Source organism: Klebsiella sp. Shm-1 (genome assembly GCF_040804525.1).
GTDB classification, from domain to species: domain Bacteria; phylum Pseudomonadota; class Gammaproteobacteria; order Enterobacterales; family Enterobacteriaceae; genus Klebsiella; species Klebsiella pneumoniae.
Window position 1 is genome coordinate 4,465,596 of record NZ_CP161823.1, and the last position, 17,753, is coordinate 4,483,348.

Genomic DNA, 17,753 nt, shown 5'->3' on the forward strand with positions numbered 1-17,753 from the left:
CCTGAAAAGTAACGGGCGGCCTTTACCGCCCGTTGCTATTTATGCGGTCTGTTGACTCTCCTGCTCCGCCCGCTCGGCCTCTTCCGCTTCCTGAGCAAGCAGCTGTTTCTCATATACCTTAAAGAATGGGAAGTAGATGATTGCCGACACGCAGGCCAGAACAATGACCAGAATCGCCGCCCGGAAATCCCAGCCCAACGCCCAGGCGCCGCCAATTGGCGCTGGCGCCGTCCATGGTACGACGGAGATGACGCGGCCAATCAGATCCAGCTTCATTGCCGCCCAGGCCAGCACAGCGTTCACCATCGGCGCCAGCAGGAACGGAATAAAGAACACTGGGTTCATGACGATAGGCGTCCCAAAGATCACCGGCTCGTTGATATTGAACAGGCTTGGCACCACGCTCAAACGACCAATGGAGCGCAAATGCGCTGAACGGCTGCGCAGATAACAGAACACCAGTCCCATGGTCGCCCCGGAACCTCCGACCACGATAAAGAAGGTCCAGAATGCCTCCATAAAGATATGCGGCAGAGGCGCGCCCTGGGCCAGCGCCTGCTGGTTCATACCGAGGTTAGTCAGCCAGAACATCTGCAGCATCCCGGACACGATCGCCGCACCGTGGATCCCGGCAAACCACAGCAGGTGGCCGATCAGCACCGCCAACAGAATTGCCGGCAGAGAGTCGGCTGCCGAAACCAGCGGCTTGAAAATGGCCATAATGGCCTGCGGGATCAGCATGTCAAAATGGTGCTGGATAAACAGGCTCAGCGGATAGAGCGTCAGCACGACCACCAGCACCGGGATCAACAGATCAAACGAGTTTTTGATCATCGGCGGAACCTGGTCCGGCAAGCGGATCCCAATGTTGTGCGCTTTCAAGAAACGCATCATCTCCACGCAGTAGATCGCCACCAGGATGGCGGTAAAGATCCCGGTCCCCCCGAGGCTATCCACCGGCAGCGCGCCATTGGTCTTCGGCGCGGCAATCAGCAAAAAGGCCATGATCGACAGCATTGCGCACATAAAGGGATCGAGCTGATTGGATTTCTCGTAATGCTTACCGAGGTTATAGGAGATTGCCGCGCAGATGTAGATCGACATGATCCCCATCGTCATATCAAAGGGGGTCAGAATACGCCCCTCAAACTCTTTCGCCAGATCCAGCCAGGCGCGGGCAAAACCCCAGGTGGTATCCGGTGAGAACGGTGGATAAGCAAACACTAACAGGAACGATCCGACGATCATAAACGGCATCGCTGAGATAAATCCGTCACGGATAGCCATGACGTGGCGCTGCGACGAGATCCGCCCTGCTATGGGGCTTATGTAATTTTCTACAAAGCGAAATATCAAATTAAACGCAGCATGGTTAGCAGACATAGTAGCCCTCCTGACAGGCTATTGATACTGGCCCAACAACGATTACCCTGCCGTTACGATGACCGCTTTTTGACGCAGCAGGCCGCTGGCGGATGTGCAACCGGCTATACTGCTCATGAGGCAACGATTCATACACGGCTCTTTTGTTATAAATAAAAGGAGAAGTGACTGTTCCAGTATTCATCTCAATGCAGATAACCGCAACCGGTTACAGTAACCGGTTACGGCGATTGTGAAGGAGATCGACAAAATAGAAAGAATCTGGATTGTCCGCGCTGATATTTACACTCCGCCAGGCTTGTGACAGATTTAACCAGGCTTAAATCAGGAGAATCCAATGAGTCTGCAGTCTGTACGGCAGTTTTTTGCCGAACACGCCCCCGATATCGAAATTATTGAGTTAAATCAGAGTACCGCCACCGTCGCACTTGCCGCTGCCGCACACAACGTTGAGCCGGGGCAAATTGCCAAAACGCTGTCGCTCAAGATCAAAGATAAGATTGTACTGATCGTCGCCAGGGGCGATGCGCGGCTGGATAATAAAAAGCTGAAAGAGACCTTTGGCGCGAAAGCACGCATGCTAAGCAGCGATGAAGTGGTTACCTGGACCGGTCATCCGGTCGGCGGCGTTTGCCCGTTTGGTCTGGAAAACCCGCTGGCAGTCTACTGCGACGTCTCTCTCAGACATTATCAGGAAGTACTACCCGCAGCGGGAGCCATCCATAGCGCGGTTCGCATTGAACCAGAACGCATGGCGCAGCTCACCGATGCAACATGGGTAGATGTGTGTTTATAGCCGCATTACGCTACCTGTTTAACGGCGCTGGTCGTACTATTGAGCGGTAAATGCAACAGGATATCCGCCGCGTTTAATAAACCAATGTCTGAGCGAACTCCGAGCTTGGTCATGGCGTTAAACTTATGCGCGCGGATCGTTTTAATATTCCGGTTGAGCTGTATCGCAATATCAGAAAGCGAATATCCCCACGACATATACCGAAGGATGGCGTGCTCCGTCGGGCTTAGCGGATCGTTGCACGCCTCTCTGTCGCAAAATTGTTCGCTGCCGCTGAGATGATGATTGTCCAGTAGCTGCAGCAAACGCTCCTGTAGCCCGCGTCGCGGCGCGGATTTATTCAGTATGCCGTGCAAACAGGCCGGCATAAGATGGCCGATCAGGTGCATTTCACTTTCATTATTAGCCAGAATAATCGTTTGGACTTCCGGCCGGCACCGCGCCATTTCATGAACAAAGAGCAGACTCTCGGCTCGTGAAGAACGACTTCCCGAAAGAGAAAAAATAATGGTTGACCAGGGAAACGGTATTTCCGCCGCCCTGAGCATACTGACATTTTTAAACAGATGAATATGATAACGGCGATTATCTTCACGACTAAAGATATAGCGCCATGCCATTTCCGTCATCACGCATTTTTCTACGATGGCGACATGGCGGGTTGTACTATTTTTTTCCATTCCATTTGCTCCCCGTAAGCTGAATTGATATTCAGCTCTTGCATTCCCTGCGCGCTGTTGATCCAGGCATACATTTCAGCGTTGCTGCGTAGAGATAAGCGACGCATTGCGCTGTTTTTCTGCGCGCTGATCGTCTTATTACTCTTTTTCAACAGCGCGGCGATCTGGTTTATTCCCCACCCCTTCGCCAGAAGGCGCAGAACTTTACGCTCTGAAAGAGTGAGCATCGCCGCAGAGTGGTAGCTTGCGAAATCGCTGTCCTCATCCCCGGCAAACAGCGTACGGCTAATCTGTTCAGCCGCACGGCTACCGGCGCAAATCACCTCAATCAGCCGGTTAACCGGCTCGCTCTCGGAGATCAACGAGCTTTCAGGACGAATTAATAGCTCAACGGCCAACGGATAGAGGCTGTCGCTGACCATAAAAACCCAGTGAATATCACGGTACTGAGTCATGAGGGAGTAATAACGCTCGCAGACGGCTCGGGGGTGCGCAATCTCGCCGGAGATATCCGCGACAACCAGCACCGCCCGCCGCAGTTGTAAAAGGGTGAGCTCATCATGAGAACGACAAAAACTCAGTTCGTAATCAGGGAGGTTCTCATTGAAGATCACCTTTAACCCTGATTGCATGACGGGAATTTTACTAATAACGACGCCAAACTTACCTTGTCCTGGTAACATAACACCTCCGCTTCCTGTCGAAGTTCCTTCGCTTGCCTGCAAACGATCGGCGAGCGACTTTATCGCCATATCATTTCCTGGATGAATATTAAAATCATATTCATGGCCTGCGCACACGATATACGTAACGACCGAACCGTGGTCATACCGTGTAAAATATTATTGCCGTGTATACTTGCGATTAATATTAACACAGACGTTCCTGCGCTAATAAATTAGAAAAGATAAAAACATTATTTAGCAAAAATAATTTCAGTACTGAACATTATGAAGCATTATCTTTAATTGTTTCTCTAAATGCTTTGGGTGACATACCGCTATAGCGACGGAAAAAACGCGAAAAATAGGCTGCATCGCTAAACCCCAAATAATCAGAGAGTTGTGTAATCGTCATGCGGGTGTACTGCAGATTGCGTCGCGCTTCAAGCATCAACCGCTGATGCAATACTCCAAGAGCGCTACAGCCATAAAACTCACGACATAAATAATTTAAGTGCGTAACCGACAGTCCAATCAGCTTCGCATACTCCGCCAACGGGAGATGCTGTCGGTAGTGGCTCTCGATAAGGCGGGCGAAGTGACGCATCATGCTGCGCTTCCGCTCCGCTTTATCTTCCGCGGGGGACGCGGGATGGCACTGTCGGTTCAGCCAGACCAACAGCGTCCCCAGCAGCGAATAGAGCATCATTTCTCGCGCATCGTGCTCTTCGCAGTACTCCTCGCGAAGCGCTGAAAACAGCGTATGCATGCGCCCGCGAGAACGGCCCACCGGCACACACTGCGGCACGCTAAGCACATCCAGAGGGCGACCGAACTGATTTTCAAACCGGCTCAGCAGCGGCAGCGCCAGAGAGAGCACAAACCCTTGCGTCCCGGGTGAAAAATTAAACCCGTGAATACAGAGGGCGGGAACCACCTGGATGCAGGACTCCGTCATCACCGCGGTGGCGCCTTCAATTTCGATCTCCGCCCGCCCCTGATGCAGATAGAGAAGCTGGACCATTTCCGCATGCTGATGGACGCGAATATGCCACTGATACAGGCTGCTGCGCTGTAAAATCGACTCACAGTGCAGCAGGTCCGGCGTCGGCCAGCCGCACTCTTCGCCATACAGCTTAAATACGGGCACGGTTTGAACGAACGGCATGATGACTCCTCTTAATTCAGGCGACACGCTCCATGGGCAAGCCCACGTAGTTTTCCGCGATAGTGGTCAGCCCGGCGCGCGAGCCCAGATAGTAGCGGCGGTCGGCGGCCTGCATTTTAGCGTCGAACGCGTTCTGATCCGGAAAATCATGCAGCAGGCGGGTCATAAACCAGCTAAAGCGTTCCCCTTTCCAGACCCGATCCAGCGCCAGTTGCGAGTAGGCCGCCAGCAGATCGCTGCGGCCACGATGGTAGTATTCGCGCAGAATCCGCCACAGATAGTTCACGTCCGATGCCGCCAGATTTAATCCTTTCGCCCCGGTTGGCGGAACGATATGCGCCGCATCCCCCACCAGGAACAACCGCCCATATTGCATCGGCTCCACGACGAAGCTACGCAGGGGGGCAATGCTCTTCTCAAGTGAGTGACCAGTCACTAACCTGGATGCCAGCTCCTCCGGCAAGCGGCTTTTCAGCTCCTGCCAGAAGCGCTCGTCCGACCATGCTTCAACCTTATCGCTCAGCGGAACCTGCAGATAATAGCGGCTGCGGGTCAGTGAGCGTTGACTGCACAATACAAACCCCCGCTGATGGTGCGCATAAATAAGCTCCGGATTGACCGGCGGCGTATCCGCCAGCAGGCCTAGCCAGCCAAACGGCCACACGCTCTCGTAGGTCTGCAAAATGCCAGCTGGAATACTTTGCCGCGATACGCCGTGGAAACCGTCGCAACCGGCAATAAAATCGCACTCCAGACGGCAGGTTTCCCCTTCGCTGAGGTAGGTGATCGTCGGCCGGTCGCTTTTGGCGTCATGGATAGCCACCTCGCTCACGCCATAGACGATCGGCGCGCCGCTGGCGGCCCGGGCAGCCATCAGATCGCGGGTGACTTCGGTCTGGCCATAAACCATTACGCTCTTACCGTCGGTTAGCTCGCTCAGTGCGACGGGCACCCGCTGGCCGTCAAACAGAAACTCCACCCCATGATGCACCAGGCCTTCGGCATCCATCCGCTGCGCCACGCCCGCTTCGCGCAGCAGATCAACGGTACCGCTTTCCAGAATTCCCGCGCGGATGCGCCCCAGCACATACTGCGGCGTTTGACGCTCAAGGATCACGGTATGGATCCCGGCGTTGTGCAGCAACTGCCCCAGCAGCAGCCCGGAGGGGCCCGCGCCAATAATCGCGACCTGTGTCTTCATAGGGATGTCTCACTCTTGCAGGGTTAATTATTTGTATAATTTTTGTTTAATAAAAGTGCTTTTCTGCATTTTTGATAAGTCAGTGGGGAAAAAGAAGGGATGAATGGCGACAAAAATTGCACTTTTCACCAAACTGGCAAAAGTGTGGGATGCTTCAAATTCTGCCGCCCCGCAGACTGGGAATTTTTGCACATTATTTGATCCCACCCCCCTCAGCCGCCACTGCGCTTCAGGTTAAAGTATCGGCAGATACCAGGCGTCGTGAACAATAGAGGAAGTATGCAGGTTGATCGGACACAGCAGCGGGCAATCACACGTTTATGCATCCAGTGTGGTCTTTTTCTGTTACAGCACGGCGCCGAGAGTGCGCTGGTGGAGGAACTGTCAACACGTCTCGGGCTGGCGTTGGGGATGGACAGCGTTGAAAGCGCCATCTCTTCGAATGCCATCGTCCTGACCACCATTAAAAATGGCGAATGTCTTACCTCTACGCGCAAAAATGTCGATCGCGGCATTAATATGCATGTGGTGACGGAAGTGCAGCACATTGTGATCCTCGCCGAGCATAAGCTGCTGGACTATCGCGACGTCGAGAAGCGTTTTGCGCAGATCGTTCCCCTGCGCTATCCGCGCTGGCTGCTGGTGCTGATGGTGGGTCTTTCCTGCGCCTGTTTCTGCAAACTGAATAACGGCGGTTGGGATGGAGCGCTGGTCAGCTTCTGCGCCAGCACGGTAGCCATGTACATTCGCCAGGTGCTGACCCATCGCTCCATGCATCCGCAGATCAACTTCTGCATCACCGCCTTTGTCGCCACCACCATCTCCGGGCTGCTGCTGCGCCTCCCGGCGTTTGCCAGCACGCCGACCATTGCCATGGCCGCCAGCGTTCTGCTGCTGGTCCCGGGTTTTCCATTAATCAATGCCGTCGCCGATATGTTTAAAGGGCATATCAATACCGGACTCGCCCGCTGGGCGATCGCCAGCCTGCTAACCCTCGCCACCTGCATTGGCGTGGTGATGGCCATGACCGTATGGGGGCTGCGCGGATGGGCATAATCTCATTTATTTTTGCGCTGGCGGAAGACATGCTGCTGGCGGCGATCCCCGCCGTCGGGTTTGCGATGGTCTTTAATGTCCCTCAGCGCGCTCTGCGCTGGTGCGCGCTGCTGGGGGCGATTGGCCATGGCTCGCGTATGATCATGATGAGCGCCGGTTTTAACATTGAATGGGCCACCTTTCTCGCCGCTCTGCTGGTGGGCAGCATTGGCATTCAATGGTCGCGCTGGTATCTGGCGCATCCGAAGATTTTTACCGTCGCCGCCGTGATCCCGATGTTTCCTGGCATCTCAGCCTACACGGCGATGATTTCCGCGGTAAAAATCAGTCATTTTGGTTATTCGGAAGAGATGATGATTTTGCTGCTGAGCAATTTTTTAAAGGCCTCTTCGATTGTGGGCGCCCTTTCGATTGGCCTGTCGATACCCGGCCTGTGGCTGTATCGTAAGCGTCCTCGCGTCTAACCCCGACGTCGCGGTTAATCCGCGACGCTCCTTCCGCGATGGCCTCTGTGCTACTATGTGCAGATCACCCCACTCTTTGCAGTTCAGAGTTGAGATAGAGTTATGTCTTCGCGAATTTTAACCTCCCATTTTAGCGGCCTGGAAGAGTTCCTCCAGCAGCACGCGGCGCTGCTGGCAAAATCGACTGACGGCACCGTTGCCGTTTTTGCCAATAACGCGCCGGCATTCTATGCGCTGACGCCAGCGCGGCTGGCGCAACTGCTGGAGCTGGAAGCCAGGCTGGCGCGCCCCGGCAGCGACATCGCGCTTGACCCGCAGTTTTTCGAGGAGCCCGCCGCGGCGCCGGTTGCGGTGCCGATGGGCAAATTTGCTATGTACGCCGGGTGGCAGCCTGACGCCGATTTTCAGCGCCTGGCCGCGCTGTGGGGCATTGCCCTGAGCCAGCCGGTTACCCCCGAAGAGCTGGCCGCTTTCGTCGCTTACTGGCAGGCGGAAGGTAAAGTCTTTCACCACGTGCAGTGGCAGCAGAAGCTGGCGCGTAGCGTGCAAATCAGCCGCGCCAGCAACGGCGGACAGCCGAAGCGCGATGTGAACAGCGTTAGCGAACCCGACAGCCATATTCCGCGAGGTTTCCGAGGATGAGCATGAAAAACGTTGGCGACCTGATGAAACGCCTGCAGAAAATGATGCCGGCACATATTGAACCGGCGTTTAAAACCGGCGAAGAGCTGCTGGCCTGGCAAAAAGAGCAAGGCCGGCTGCGTTCCGAAGCGCTGGAGCGAGAGAATCGCGCGATGAAAATGCAGCGCACCTTCAACCGCTCGGGGATCCGCCCGCTGCATCAGAACTGCTCCTTTGATAACTATCGCGTCGAGTGCGAGGGGCAGATGAATGCGCTCGCCCGGGCGCGCCAGTACGTAGAAGAGTTCGATGGCAATATCGCCAGCTTTATCTTCTCCGGTAAACCGGGCACTGGCAAAAACCACCTGGCGGCAGCCATTTGCAACGAGCTGCTGCTGCGCGGGAAGTCGGTCTTAATCATCACCGTGGCCGATATTATGTCGGCGATGAAAGATACCTTCGGCAACCGGGAAACGAGCGAAGAACAGTTGCTTAACGACCTCAGCATGGTCGACCTGCTGGTGATCGATGAAATTGGTATGCAGACAGAGTCTCGCTATGAAAAGGTCATTATCAATCAGATAGTTGACCGGCGCTCATCCTCCAAACGACCTACCGGGATGCTCACCAACAGCAATATGGAAGAGATGAACAAACTGCTCGGCGAGCGGGTGATGGACCGTATGCGGCTCGGCAACAGCCTGTGGGTTATCTTCAATTGGGAAAGTTACCGGCACCGCGTTACAGGCAAGGAGTATTAAGAGATTTCCGGGCGACGACGGCGTTATACTAAAGCGATTATTCAGTCACGCTTATGAGTCCGTCTATGAAATCGTTTAAAAATAGCGTTATTGCCGCGCTTGCTGTTAGCGCGTTTACCCTCTCTGGCGCCCACGCCGCCTCCTGGCAGGATTCCCTTAACAGCGCTGCCAGCCAGCTCAGCGGCAGTAACGCCCAGGCCAGCGGCGGCATGTCCGTCTCCTCGCTAACCAGCCTGCTCAACGGCAGCAGCCAATCCCTGACCGCCAGCAGCATGAATAATGCGGCCGGGATCCTGTCATATTGCGCGAAACAGAAGCTGGCCTCCGTGACCAGCGCCGATAACGTCAAAAATCAGGTGCTGGATAAACTGGGGCTTAGCACGCCGGAAAAACAAAAACAGGACACCAGCTATCTGGATGGCCTGCAGGGGCTGCTCAACAGCAAAAACGGCCAGCAGTTGGACCTGAATACGCTCGGCAATAGCTCGCTGGCGAAACAGGTAAAAACCAAAGCCTGCGATCTGGTCTTAAAACAGGGTGTTAATTTCCTCTCCTGATCCTGACTGACAAGGCCGCATTTGTTGCCTTCGCGGCGGCGCCGCGGCCTGAAACGCTTTTTTTTGCAGTTTTCCTGTTCCGTTTTCCCATTTCGCCCGATGCGATGCCGATCAAAAAAGGCAACTTCTAAACCAATTCTGAATAACTGCACACTTTCATGACGCTAGAATTGCAGCAAGATGGCGCTGCAATTACAGTGGGGCTTGAAAAGTAATCTGTTCTGCCAGCCGATAACTGGCATTAATGAGGATGAGCTGTGTCAGAGTTGTTATCCATCGCCTTATTTTTAGCTTCGGTGGTGCTGTATGCCTGGAAAGCGGGTCGTAACACCTGGTGGTTTGCCGCCACGCTCACGGTGTTAGGCCTGTTCGTGGTGCTGAATATCACCCTCTACGCCAGTGACTACTTCACCGGCGACGGCATCAACGACGCGGTACTCTACACTCTGACCAACAGCCTGACCGGCGCCGGGATCGGCAAATATATACTGCCGGGGGTCGGCGTGGCCGTCGCACTGGTCGCCGTCTTTGGCGCCCTCGGCTGGGTGCTGCGCCGCCGTCGGCATCATCCTCATCACGTCGGTTACAGCCTGGCGGCGCTACTGCTGGCGCTGGCCTCCGTTGATGCCAGCCCGGCCTTCCATCAGATCAGCGAGCTGGTGAAATCCCAGTCACGCGAGGGCGATCCAGACTTTGCCGCGTACTATAAAGAGCCGTCGAAGCAAATCGACAATCCGCAGCTGAACCTGGTCTATATCTATGGCGAAAGTCTCGAGCGCACCTATTTTGATAACGACGCCTTCCCCAACCTCACCCCTGAGCTTGGCAGAATTAAAGCTGAGGCCATTGATTTCAGCAATACCATGCAGCTGCCGGGGACCGATTACACTATCGCCGGCATGGTCGCCTCACAGTGCGGCATTCCGCTGTTCGCGCCGTTCGAAGGTAATGCCTCAGCCTCAGTCTCCAGCTTCTTTCCACAGAATATTTGCCTTGGCGATATTCTGAAGAACTCCGGTTACGAGAATTACTTTGTGCAGGGGGCTAACCTGCGCTTTGCCGGCAAAGACGTGTTTCTTAAATCCCACGGCTTCGATCATCTGTACGGGGCGGAAGAGCTAAAAACTACGGTGGCGGATCCTACCTACCGCAACGACTGGGGCTTCTATGACGACACCGTACTCGACGAGACCTGGAAAAAATTCGAAGAGCTGTCGCAGTCCGGGAAACGCTTCTCGCTCTTCGCCCTGACGGTGGATACCCACCATCCCGACGGTTTTATCTCACGCACCTGCGAGCGTAAACGCTATGATGTGGACGGCAAGAAAAACCTCTCTTTCAGCGCCGTTAGCTGCAGTCAGGAACATATCGCCGCGCTGATAGAGAAGATTAAAGCCTCACCCTATTTCAAAAACACGGTCATCGTGGTCTCTTCCGATCACCTGGCCATGAAGAACAGCGCCTGGGATTATCTCAACAAGCACGATCGCAGCAATCTGTTCTTCGTCCTGCGCGGCGATAAACCGCAGCAGGAGACCCTGGCGGTGAAACGCAACACCATGGATAACGGCGCGACGGTGCTGGATATTCTCGGCGGCGATAACTATATCGGCCTCGGGCGTAGCAGCCTCTCCGGCCAGTCGCTCTCCGGTATTTTCATGAATATGAAAGAGAAAGTCCTGGCATGGAAGCCTGACGTGATCCGCCTGTGGAATTTCCCCAAAGAAATGAAGAATTTCACCATCGACTCGCAGAAAAATATGATCGCTTTCTCCGGCAGCCATTTCCGTCTGCCGCTGCTGCTGCGGGTATCTGACCAGCGCGTAGAACCGCTGCCAGAGAGTGAATACTCTGCGCCGCTGCGCTTCCAGCTGGCCGATTTCGCGCCACGGGATAATTTCGTGTGGGTCGATCGCTGTTATAAAATGGGCCAGCTGTGGTCGCCTGAGCTGGCGCTCTCCACCGACTGGTGCGTCTCGCAGGGACAGCTGGGGGGTGAGCAGAAGGTCCAGCACGTTGATAAGCCGCAGTGGCACGGCAAGACCGCCTTCAGGGACACCCTTATCGATATGGAGCGCTATAAGGGCAACGTCGATACGCTGAAAATTGTCGACAACGATATTCGCTATAAGGCCGACAGCTTCGTGTTTAACGTCGCTGGCGCCCCGGAAGAGGTTAAACAGTTCAGCGGTATTTCGCGTCCCGAGTCGTGGGGGCGGTGGTCCAATGCTCAGTTGGGCAGCGACGTGAAGATTGAATATAAAGAGCCGTTGCCGGAGAAATTTGATCTGGTGATCACCGCCAAAGCTTATGGCCCAAACGCCAATAAGCCGATTCCGGTGCGAGTTGGAGAAAGTGAGCAAGTGCTCACTCTGGATAATGACGTTACTACCACGACGCTGCATTTTGACAACCCAACGCGCAGCAACACGCTGATCATCACCCCGCCGGACCCGCAAACCACTAACGAGGGCAATATCCTCGGCCACTCCCCGCGTCAGTTGGGGCTCGGCATGGTGGAGATCAAAGTGGTGAAAAGCGAAGGCTAACGCAATCCTGCCCGGCGGATTTTCGCGCCGGGCAGCGGTTGTCGTGGCAGGACGTTAACCACACAGCGGCTGTAGTTCATCAGCCGACAGTCCGGTGATCTTCTGTACCATCTCTTTGTCGAGGCCATTCTGTAACATACTGCCGGCAATGCGCAGCGCCTCGCGTCGGCTGCCTTCCTGCAAGCCCTCCAGGTGCCCTTCTTCCCGGCCTTCTTCCCGACCTTCCTGCTTAAGCTTTTGCGCGATAGACATCAATGTCTCCTCATACTGTGGCAGACGGCGGGCCAGCCGGCGGAGAAACACGCCCGGCTCGGCCGTATTACCGTACTGCAGCATATAGTGAAACAGCATTCTCAACTGCCGACGGTTAGTGTATCCCAGCATCACAACGGCCGCCAACGACTCCGTTATGCCGCTGAGATCGCGCTGGCGAATATGTTTTTGCATCAGCTCCAGCAAGGCGACTCGCCGATGTTGCACGATGTCATCGTCCGGCATCACCGTCACGTCGATCAATGGAAACGGACAGCCATACAGCGTCTTCGCCAGCTGCGGGTCGGCAAATTCATCCAGCCAGTTGAGGGAAAAAGGATACGGACTGGTTGCACCGTGATAAAAAAGCATCGGCACCACCAGCGGCAGCGTTTTGTGCCCGGCATCCAGGTGGCGCTGCATTGCGGCAATCGCATAGCGCATCAGGCGAAAGGCCATATGGCTATCCGGTGAGCTCTGGTGCTCTATCACCACGTAAACATACCCCGTGCCGCAGGTGGTCTGCACCGACCAGAGGACATCTGAATACCAGGCGCGCAGATCCTCATCGATAAAGCTCGCCGATTGCAGCCTCAGAGTAGAGAAATCGCACCGCTGACGGATCGCTTCGGGAAGGTAGAGGGTGAGGAAATCAGTCGTTGTCTCCGGTTGACGAAGAAATCGCTTAAAGACCGCATCGTGCGGCGTCGAGGTCATCCGTTTTTTCATGGCCATCCGCTTGCCTGAAAGAGAAGGTAAGCCGGACTCTATCACCGGTTTTTACCCGATTGGGTTTGACGACAATTTTCTGGGAAGCGCCTCGGAGAATAGCATGGCGGCCAGCCCGGCTGGCCGCCATCAACACGACTTAGTAATCAAACTGCCGGTAGTAACGGCGGATATTGAGGTCGTGGCCGGTATGGTGTTCAAAGTGGGCCGCCAGCCGGTCCACCAGCAGGGTGGACACCACGCACGGCGCCATAATCCAGCGGAACGCGTCATCAATGCCGTTCAGCGGATAGTCGCGCGGGTCGATAACCACCAGATGGTCAGTTATTTTTTCGGCAAAACGCTCGACGCGTTCGTCCAGCGCCCGGCATCTCCCCTCGCCTTTCACCAGAAACAGCGGAACCTCTTTTTCCAGCAGCTCCAGGGTGCCGTGGAAAAATTCAGCGGAGCTCACCGACTTCGTCCGCTTCCACTGCATCTCTTCGAGAATACACATTGAGAACAGATAGACCTCGCCCCACATTTCCGCGCCGCCAATCCACATCATATAGTCGCAGTCATGGTATTGCGCGGCAATGCTATCCGCTCGGGGATCGAACAGGCGTTTCGCCTGCAGGAGATTTTCCGGCAGTAACTCTAGCTGGCTGGCAAATCGCGCATAATCAGCAAACTCGCCGTGACGAAAAATGACGCGGAAGAATAACCAGTACAGCAGCATATATTCATATTCCACGCCATTTTTGTGGCACATCGGAATATGCCAGCTGGCGGCGGCAGCCAATGGCGAGTCGGCGTGACGAGTAATAGCCACCACGCGGATCCCCTGTGCCTTGCACCATTCGGCAATGGCGACCGACTCTTTGGTATCGCCGGATTTAGATAACGTAACGACAACCGCATCTTTATTTAATTTTTTATGTCCGCGATGGATTAACTCCGCGGCCTGTTCAAGATATACCGGCACGCTGGTTAATTCTTTGGCAAATTCATTAATTGCCATCATCGGCGCCAGGGAACCACCTACCGAAGCAAAAAATAATGCGCTACAGCCGCTGTCATAAATATCGTCGGCTACGGTTTCAGCCTGTTTACGCGCAGCGATGATCTCGCGAGCACTGGTCAGGTACTCGTCCTGATTAAAACCCAACATAGTTTTCTCCTGAATATTCAGATTTTACTTTTTAAGACGCGGTCAAAATCGTCGAAAATACGTTTAGCCAGATCGATGCCTTTCAGTCCTGCGGTATGCCAGGCGAGCATCTGCACTGGGACAATCAGCAGCAGAGGCGCCAGGTGATGCTCGCACGGACAGTTTAGCGCCAGCGTTTGAGCATCCTCTTCGTCACCCAGCGTCAGGGTAAAGGCCCGGCCAATGGACGGCGCCAGATAGTCGCGCAGCGCCCGGGTTCGCGCGTCCGGCGTATCTTCAATAAACAGCATCACATGGCGGGCATTGGCTTCCAGATAGGGGCCATGCATATAGGCTTCCAGCTCAAAGCCGCTGGAAGGCACGCGCACCGTCTCGGTAAATTTGGTTTCGAACTCCTTCGCCACGCCAACCAGCGCGCCGTAGCCGGTGGCGACAAAGCGCTCGCCGCTCCGCAGCGTTTCGCTATGGCGGTCAATAAAGCGCGAGGTACGGACGATAACCTCCGGGATCGCCGCTACCAGCCGCTGCAATTCAGCGAGATAGTGCTGCTCCTCGACCTCGCTGGCTTTCTCCTGCTTACGAGCAATGATCAGCGCTATCAGCAACAGGTTGAGCACCGTCGCGCTAAAGCCGCGGGTCACAAACCCTACGCTCTCGATCCCGGTATTAATATCCAGAACGCCATCGCTGGCGCCTCCTATCGGGCTTTGCGGATCTGAGGTCAGGGCGAAAACCGACTTGCCGGAAGCCTGTACCTTACGCATCGCCTCCAGCGTCGACGCGCTTTTTCCGCTCTGTGAAATCGCCACCACCAGATCGGCATGCGGGTCGATCGCGTCGTAATGGGTGAAGTTGTACGGCTCTTTAATGTCAAGCAGTACACCGAAGCGTTGCTCAAAGAAATAGCGCGCGCACAGCGCGGCATTCAGCGACGATCCGGTCGCGAGCAATAATATCCGCCGTACCGGGTGCTGGCGGGCGAAGGTTTCAATCGGCGCCAGCTTTTGCCGGTAGTCGCGCAGGATCTGCGCCAGGCAGGCCGGCTCTTCACTGATATATGTCATCATTGTTGGTCGCATAGCTCACTCCCGTTAAAACAATCCGATCCACGAACCCAGAATGCCCACCAGCGCCATGCCGCCAATAATTGAGAGCGGTTTAACTTTCCGTCCCAGTAGCCAGTAGACGATGCCAAAACTCACCAACGGCAGCATGCAGGGCAGAATGTCGTTGATAATGTCCTGTACCTGGGTTTTGGCCTCCCCGGCGCCGAAGGAGAGAGGAATGGTGATATCGATCATTGAAGCGGTCATCGCCCCGACTACCATCAGACCGATAATCGACGCCCCGTAGGTCAGGCTCTCCATCATTCCGCTCTTCTGGATCCGCTGCAGGACCCCGGTGCCCAGTACGTAGCCCCAGCGGGTAAAACACCAGCGCACCAGAATGTGCGGCACGTTAAACACCAGAAGAAACAGGATCGGCCCGAGGATGTTGCCCTTCAGCGCCAGGCTGGTGCCGATCCCGGTGGCGATGAGGCGCAGCGTCCCCCAGAAGAAAGAGTCACCCAGCCCGGCTAACGGTCCCATCAGTGAGGCTTTGACGTTATCAATCGCAGTGGCATCCATGTTTTTCTGCTGACTGTTTTTCTCTTCCATCGCCGTGGTGATCCCCAGCAGCAGGGTGACGATATGCGGCGTGGTATTGAAAAAAACCAGATGCCGCTTCAGCGCTGCGGCCAGCTCCTCTCTGCGCGGATAGAGCTTCTTCAGCACCGGGATCAACGCGTAAACAAAGGCGAGATTCATCTGCCGCTCATAGTTCCACGAGAACTCCATCTGGAAAGAGCGCCAGAACACCCGGCGTAAATCGCGCGGCGTAATCCGGGTTTCTTCCTGCGCCTGCGGCTGCAGGGTCTCTTCAGAAATCATCTTCGTCGTCATCGCTGACTCCTTGTTCTGTCGTGATACGAGGTGAATTCAATGCGGTGACGTTAACCATGACCACCGCCACGATAGCGCCGAGAATGGCGATACCGGTCACCGGGATTTTCAAATAGGCCATTAGCACAAAACCGAGGAAAAAATACGGCGCCACTTTCTTGTTAATCAGCAGCCTGGCGAGCATCGCGAAGCCGAGGGCCGGGATGATGCCGGTGGCGACGCTGAGCCCATGTTTGATAAATTCCGGGATCGTATCGAGCAGGGATTTCACCGCGTTGCTGCCCACCAGGAATGAGACGGTGACCACCGCGGCAAGCATCAGCGACAGGCCGAATCCGGCAATCAAATGCATCCGCTCAATGCCGCGGAGATCTGCCCGTTCCGCATACCCGTCCGCCTTCTGGCTAAGCATTGGAATGAACATCCCCAGATAGATGTTTTTCAGGATCAAAGTCAGCGTGGCGATAGGCAGGCCAAGCAGCAACGCCGTTTCTGTGCCTGCGCCAGAGGTAATGGCGAACGCCACGCCGAGAATACCGCCGGTCACGACGTCGGGCGGGATCGAGGCGCCAACGGAGAAAGAGCCGATAAACGCCAGCTCCAGCGTCGCGCCCATAATGACGCCGGTCTGTACATCCCCCAGCACCAGCCCGGTCAACAGTCCGGTGACGATAGGCCGTGAAATTAGCGACGTCCCTAAGGCATATTCCGATTGCGCGATAAACGCCACCAGACCCAGTAAGAGAGCCTCTACCATAATCTGTCCTCCGGAATTACACGCATTCCGCAAAAAGCTGTTTGCGATCGTTCGGGACCTGGCGAATCTCCACTTCGACGCCCTTGCCCACCAGTTGTTGTAGCTGTTCTATTTCTGTCGGCAGTAAATTAATCGCCTTAGAGATATTTTTACTGCCCTCTTTAGCCTTTATTCCGCCAAGATTTATACTTTTTATTTCGTCGATGGCGCTGGCAATACGCCAGGCGTCATTAACCGACTCCACAACAATAAATAAATTATATTTATCGGTAACCCCGCTTTTTATTGCCTCAATAGAATCATTTATATTTTTAATCACCAGCTTCACCGAGGGCGGTTTGGCAAGCTTAATGGTGGTTTTCCGCAACTCATCGCCAGGGACGCTATCGTTGGCGATTAAAATACAATCGGCGCCGACATATTGGGTCCAGGAAAAGGCCACCTGGCCGTGAAGTAATCGATGGTCTACCCTTAATAACGTAATCATCATGCTTCCTCATTTCAGAAGTCTTTATCCATAGTCATCGCACTGGCAATCGTTTGATTGCAGTACTGAATGCTCTCTTTGGCGTTTGTTAATGCCTCGGTAATTAATTTTTCGGTATTGTCTTCCGCTGCGGAAATCAGCAAGTCAATAATTAACGGCAGATTTAAACCGGATAATAAATGGAAATGTGGGCGAGATAAAAAACGAACAAACTCGTTATTCACGCTACCGGCAAAAATATCCGTAATTACGATCAGCTCATCCTGCGCCGGGAAACGCGCCACTAGCGCTTCCACCTGCTGCGTCAGATCGACCTCTTCTTCCACGTAGGCACACAAGGTATGTATATCGGGTTGTTTACCGAGGATCAGTTCCACGGAGTTCAACAAACCGTTAGCAAAGCTGCCATGGCTGGCAAAAATATAGTGTCGTTTCATCCTTACCTCGAAAGCGCATTCCACTGCTTTCTTAATTGCAACCGACGTGCCAGAAACAGTGGCGCGTCGGCTAACGTAAGGATAAAAAAGAAGAGATGTG

At 54.6% G+C, this 17,753-nt stretch carries 19 protein-coding genes; 7 read left to right on the forward strand and 12 right to left on the reverse strand.

All coding sequences use genetic code 11. From position 1 onward, the window contains the following. Positions 1-39: 39 nt before the first annotated feature. On the reverse strand, positions 40-1,383 hold the full coding sequence (locus AB1E37_RS21860; RefSeq protein ID WP_032448245.1) for a PTS sugar transporter subunit IIC: 1,344 nt from the start codon (positions 1,381-1,383) through the stop codon (positions 40-42). Between the two features lie 337 nt (positions 1,384-1,720). Here AB1E37_RS21860 and AB1E37_RS21865 point away from each other — a divergent pair, with 337 nt between their 5' ends. Continuing rightward, positions 1,721-2,179 carry a YbaK/EbsC family protein gene (locus AB1E37_RS21865; protein ID WP_004151383.1) on the forward strand — a complete coding sequence of 153 codons (459 nt, stop codon included), beginning with the start codon at positions 1,721-1,723 and terminating at the stop codon, positions 2,177-2,179. Between the two features lie 5 nt (positions 2,180-2,184). On the opposite strand, the gene bglJ is transcribed toward AB1E37_RS21865, so the two are convergent. The 4 genes from bglJ to pobA all read right to left on the reverse strand — a co-directional run bounded on the left by bglJ (position 2,185) and on the right by pobA (position 5,890). Next, positions 2,185-2,859: a DNA-binding transcriptional activator BglJ gene (gene bglJ, locus AB1E37_RS21870; protein ID WP_002887647.1), complete on the reverse strand. Its 675-nt coding sequence runs from the start codon at positions 2,857-2,859 to the stop codon at positions 2,185-2,187. Beyond that, a complete protein-coding gene (locus AB1E37_RS21875) occupies positions 2,820-3,542 on the reverse strand; it encodes a LuxR C-terminal-related transcriptional regulator (protein ID WP_002887645.1) in 723 nt (240 codons plus the stop codon). The genes bglJ and AB1E37_RS21875 overlap by 40 nt, the downstream gene beginning before the upstream one ends. 265 nt (positions 3,543-3,807) lie before the next feature. Further along, positions 3,808-4,689, reverse strand: coding sequence for a helix-turn-helix domain-containing protein (locus tag AB1E37_RS21880; protein WP_002887643.1), 882 nt, complete (start codon positions 4,687-4,689; stop codon positions 3,808-3,810). 16 nt (positions 4,690-4,705) lie between these two features. Then, complete coding sequence (gene pobA, locus AB1E37_RS21885) at positions 4,706-5,890, reverse strand: 4-hydroxybenzoate 3-monooxygenase (RefSeq protein WP_004146953.1); 1,185 nt, start codon at positions 5,888-5,890, stop codon at positions 4,706-4,708. Between the two features lie 279 nt (positions 5,891-6,169). On the opposite strand from pobA, the gene AB1E37_RS21890 reads away from it, so the two are divergent. From AB1E37_RS21890 to opgB, 6 genes are all read left to right on the forward strand, one after another. Next, a complete protein-coding gene (locus AB1E37_RS21890; protein WP_004146059.1) occupies positions 6,170-6,946 on the forward strand; it encodes a threonine/serine exporter ThrE family protein in 777 nt (258 codons plus the stop codon). Next, the gene (locus AB1E37_RS21895) at positions 6,937-7,410 is read left to right on the forward strand and encodes a threonine/serine exporter (protein ID WP_002887631.1); all 474 of its coding nucleotides are present in this window, start codon (positions 6,937-6,939) and stop codon (positions 7,408-7,410) included. The genes AB1E37_RS21890 and AB1E37_RS21895 overlap by 10 nt, the downstream gene beginning before the upstream one ends. Positions 7,411-7,512: 102 nt before the next feature. After that, positions 7,513-8,052 carry a primosomal protein DnaT gene (gene dnaT, locus AB1E37_RS21900; protein ID WP_002887624.1) on the forward strand — a complete coding sequence of 180 codons (540 nt, stop codon included), beginning with the start codon at positions 7,513-7,515 and terminating at the stop codon, positions 8,050-8,052. A 2-nt stretch (positions 8,053-8,054) separates the two neighbouring features. After that, positions 8,055-8,792 carry a DNA replication protein DnaC gene (gene dnaC / locus AB1E37_RS21905; protein WP_002887623.1) on the forward strand — a complete coding sequence of 246 codons (738 nt, stop codon included), beginning with the start codon at positions 8,055-8,057 and terminating at the stop codon, positions 8,790-8,792. Positions 8,793-8,857: 65 nt separating this feature from the next. Continuing rightward, on the forward strand, positions 8,858-9,349 hold the full coding sequence (locus AB1E37_RS21910; protein WP_002887620.1) for a DUF2501 domain-containing protein: 492 nt from the start codon (positions 8,858-8,860) through the stop codon (positions 9,347-9,349). Between the two features lie 257 nt (positions 9,350-9,606). Next, positions 9,607-11,898, forward strand: coding sequence for a phosphatidylglycerol--membrane-oligosaccharide glycerophosphotransferase (gene opgB, locus AB1E37_RS21915; RefSeq protein ID WP_032448243.1), 2,292 nt, complete (start codon positions 9,607-9,609; stop codon positions 11,896-11,898). Positions 11,899-11,952: 54 nt separating this feature from the next. On the opposite strand, the gene AB1E37_RS21920 is transcribed toward opgB, so the two are convergent. The 7 genes from AB1E37_RS21920 to AB1E37_RS21950 form a co-directional block, all read right to left on the reverse strand. Next, a complete protein-coding gene (locus AB1E37_RS21920; protein WP_075201676.1) occupies positions 11,953-12,885 on the reverse strand; it encodes an Rpn family recombination-promoting nuclease/putative transposase in 933 nt (310 codons plus the stop codon). 133 nt (positions 12,886-13,018) lie between these two features. After that, complete coding sequence (locus AB1E37_RS21925) at positions 13,019-14,029, reverse strand: SIS domain-containing protein (RefSeq protein WP_004222500.1); 1,011 nt, start codon at positions 14,027-14,029, stop codon at positions 13,019-13,021. 17 nt (positions 14,030-14,046) lie between these two features. Continuing rightward, on the reverse strand, positions 14,047-15,108 hold the full coding sequence (locus AB1E37_RS21930) for an SIS domain-containing protein (RefSeq protein ID WP_004222497.1): 1,062 nt from the start codon (positions 15,106-15,108) through the stop codon (positions 14,047-14,049). Positions 15,109-15,120: 12 nt separating this feature from the next. After that, complete coding sequence (locus AB1E37_RS21935; RefSeq protein WP_004146068.1) at positions 15,121-15,972, reverse strand: PTS system mannose/fructose/sorbose family transporter subunit IID; 852 nt, start codon at positions 15,970-15,972, stop codon at positions 15,121-15,123. Beyond that, on the reverse strand, positions 15,950-16,729 hold the full coding sequence (locus tag AB1E37_RS21940) for a PTS mannose/fructose/sorbose/N-acetylgalactosamine transporter subunit IIC (protein ID WP_002887608.1): 780 nt from the start codon (positions 16,727-16,729) through the stop codon (positions 15,950-15,952). The genes AB1E37_RS21935 and AB1E37_RS21940 overlap by 23 nt, the downstream gene beginning before the upstream one ends. Before the next feature lie 16 nt (positions 16,730-16,745). Further along, a complete protein-coding gene (locus AB1E37_RS21945; RefSeq protein WP_002887607.1) occupies positions 16,746-17,216 on the reverse strand; it encodes a PTS sugar transporter subunit IIB in 471 nt (156 codons plus the stop codon). A gap of 14 nt (positions 17,217-17,230) precedes the next feature. Further along, positions 17,231-17,653, reverse strand: a complete 423-nt coding sequence (locus AB1E37_RS21950; RefSeq protein WP_002887606.1) for a PTS sugar transporter subunit IIA — start codon at positions 17,651-17,653, stop codon at positions 17,231-17,233. Positions 17,654-17,753: the final 100 nt, after the last annotated feature.

Coding starts and splice junctions, on each gene's coding strand:
- AB1E37_RS21860 (WP_032448245.1), bottom strand. CDS start 1,383: ATGTCTGCTAACCATGCTGCGTTTAATTTGATATTTCGCTTTGTAGAA.
- dnaC (WP_002887623.1), top strand. CDS start 8,055: ATGAAAAACGTTGGCGACCTGATGAAACGCCTGCAGAAAATGATGCCG.
- dnaT (WP_002887624.1), top strand. CDS start 7,513: ATGTCTTCGCGAATTTTAACCTCCCATTTTAGCGGCCTGGAAGAGTTC.
- AB1E37_RS21935 (WP_004146068.1), bottom strand. CDS start 15,972: ATGACGACGAAGATGATTTCTGAAGAGACCCTGCAGCCGCAGGCGCAG.
- AB1E37_RS21925 (WP_004222500.1), bottom strand. CDS start 14,029: ATGTTGGGTTTTAATCAGGACGAGTACCTGACCAGTGCTCGCGAGATC.
- AB1E37_RS21940 (WP_002887608.1), bottom strand. CDS start 16,729: ATGGTAGAGGCTCTCTTACTGGGTCTGGTGGCGTTTATCGCGCAATCG.
- AB1E37_RS21950 (WP_002887606.1), bottom strand. CDS start 17,653: ATGAAACGACACTATATTTTTGCCAGCCATGGCAGCTTTGCTAACGGT.
- AB1E37_RS21895 (WP_002887631.1), top strand. CDS start 6,937: ATGGGCATAATCTCATTTATTTTTGCGCTGGCGGAAGACATGCTGCTG.
- AB1E37_RS21865 (WP_004151383.1), top strand. CDS start 1,721: ATGAGTCTGCAGTCTGTACGGCAGTTTTTTGCCGAACACGCCCCCGAT.
- AB1E37_RS21880 (WP_002887643.1), bottom strand. CDS start 4,689: ATGCCGTTCGTTCAAACCGTGCCCGTATTTAAGCTGTATGGCGAAGAG.
- AB1E37_RS21930 (WP_004222497.1), bottom strand. CDS start 15,108: ATGCGACCAACAATGATGACATATATCAGTGAAGAGCCGGCCTGCCTG.
- AB1E37_RS21875 (WP_002887645.1), bottom strand. CDS start 3,542: ATGTTACCAGGACAAGGTAAGTTTGGCGTCGTTATTAGTAAAATTCCC.
- AB1E37_RS21920 (WP_075201676.1), bottom strand. CDS start 12,885: ATGGCCATGAAAAAACGGATGACCTCGACGCCGCACGATGCGGTCTTT.
- AB1E37_RS21890 (WP_004146059.1), top strand. CDS start 6,170: ATGCAGGTTGATCGGACACAGCAGCGGGCAATCACACGTTTATGCATC.
- AB1E37_RS21945 (WP_002887607.1), bottom strand. CDS start 17,216: ATGATTACGTTATTAAGGGTAGACCATCGATTACTTCACGGCCAGGTG.
- AB1E37_RS21910 (WP_002887620.1), top strand. CDS start 8,858: ATGAAATCGTTTAAAAATAGCGTTATTGCCGCGCTTGCTGTTAGCGCG.
- pobA (WP_004146953.1), bottom strand. CDS start 5,890: ATGAAGACACAGGTCGCGATTATTGGCGCGGGCCCCTCCGGGCTGCTG.
- bglJ (WP_002887647.1), bottom strand. CDS start 2,859: ATGGAAAAAAATAGTACAACCCGCCATGTCGCCATCGTAGAAAAATGC.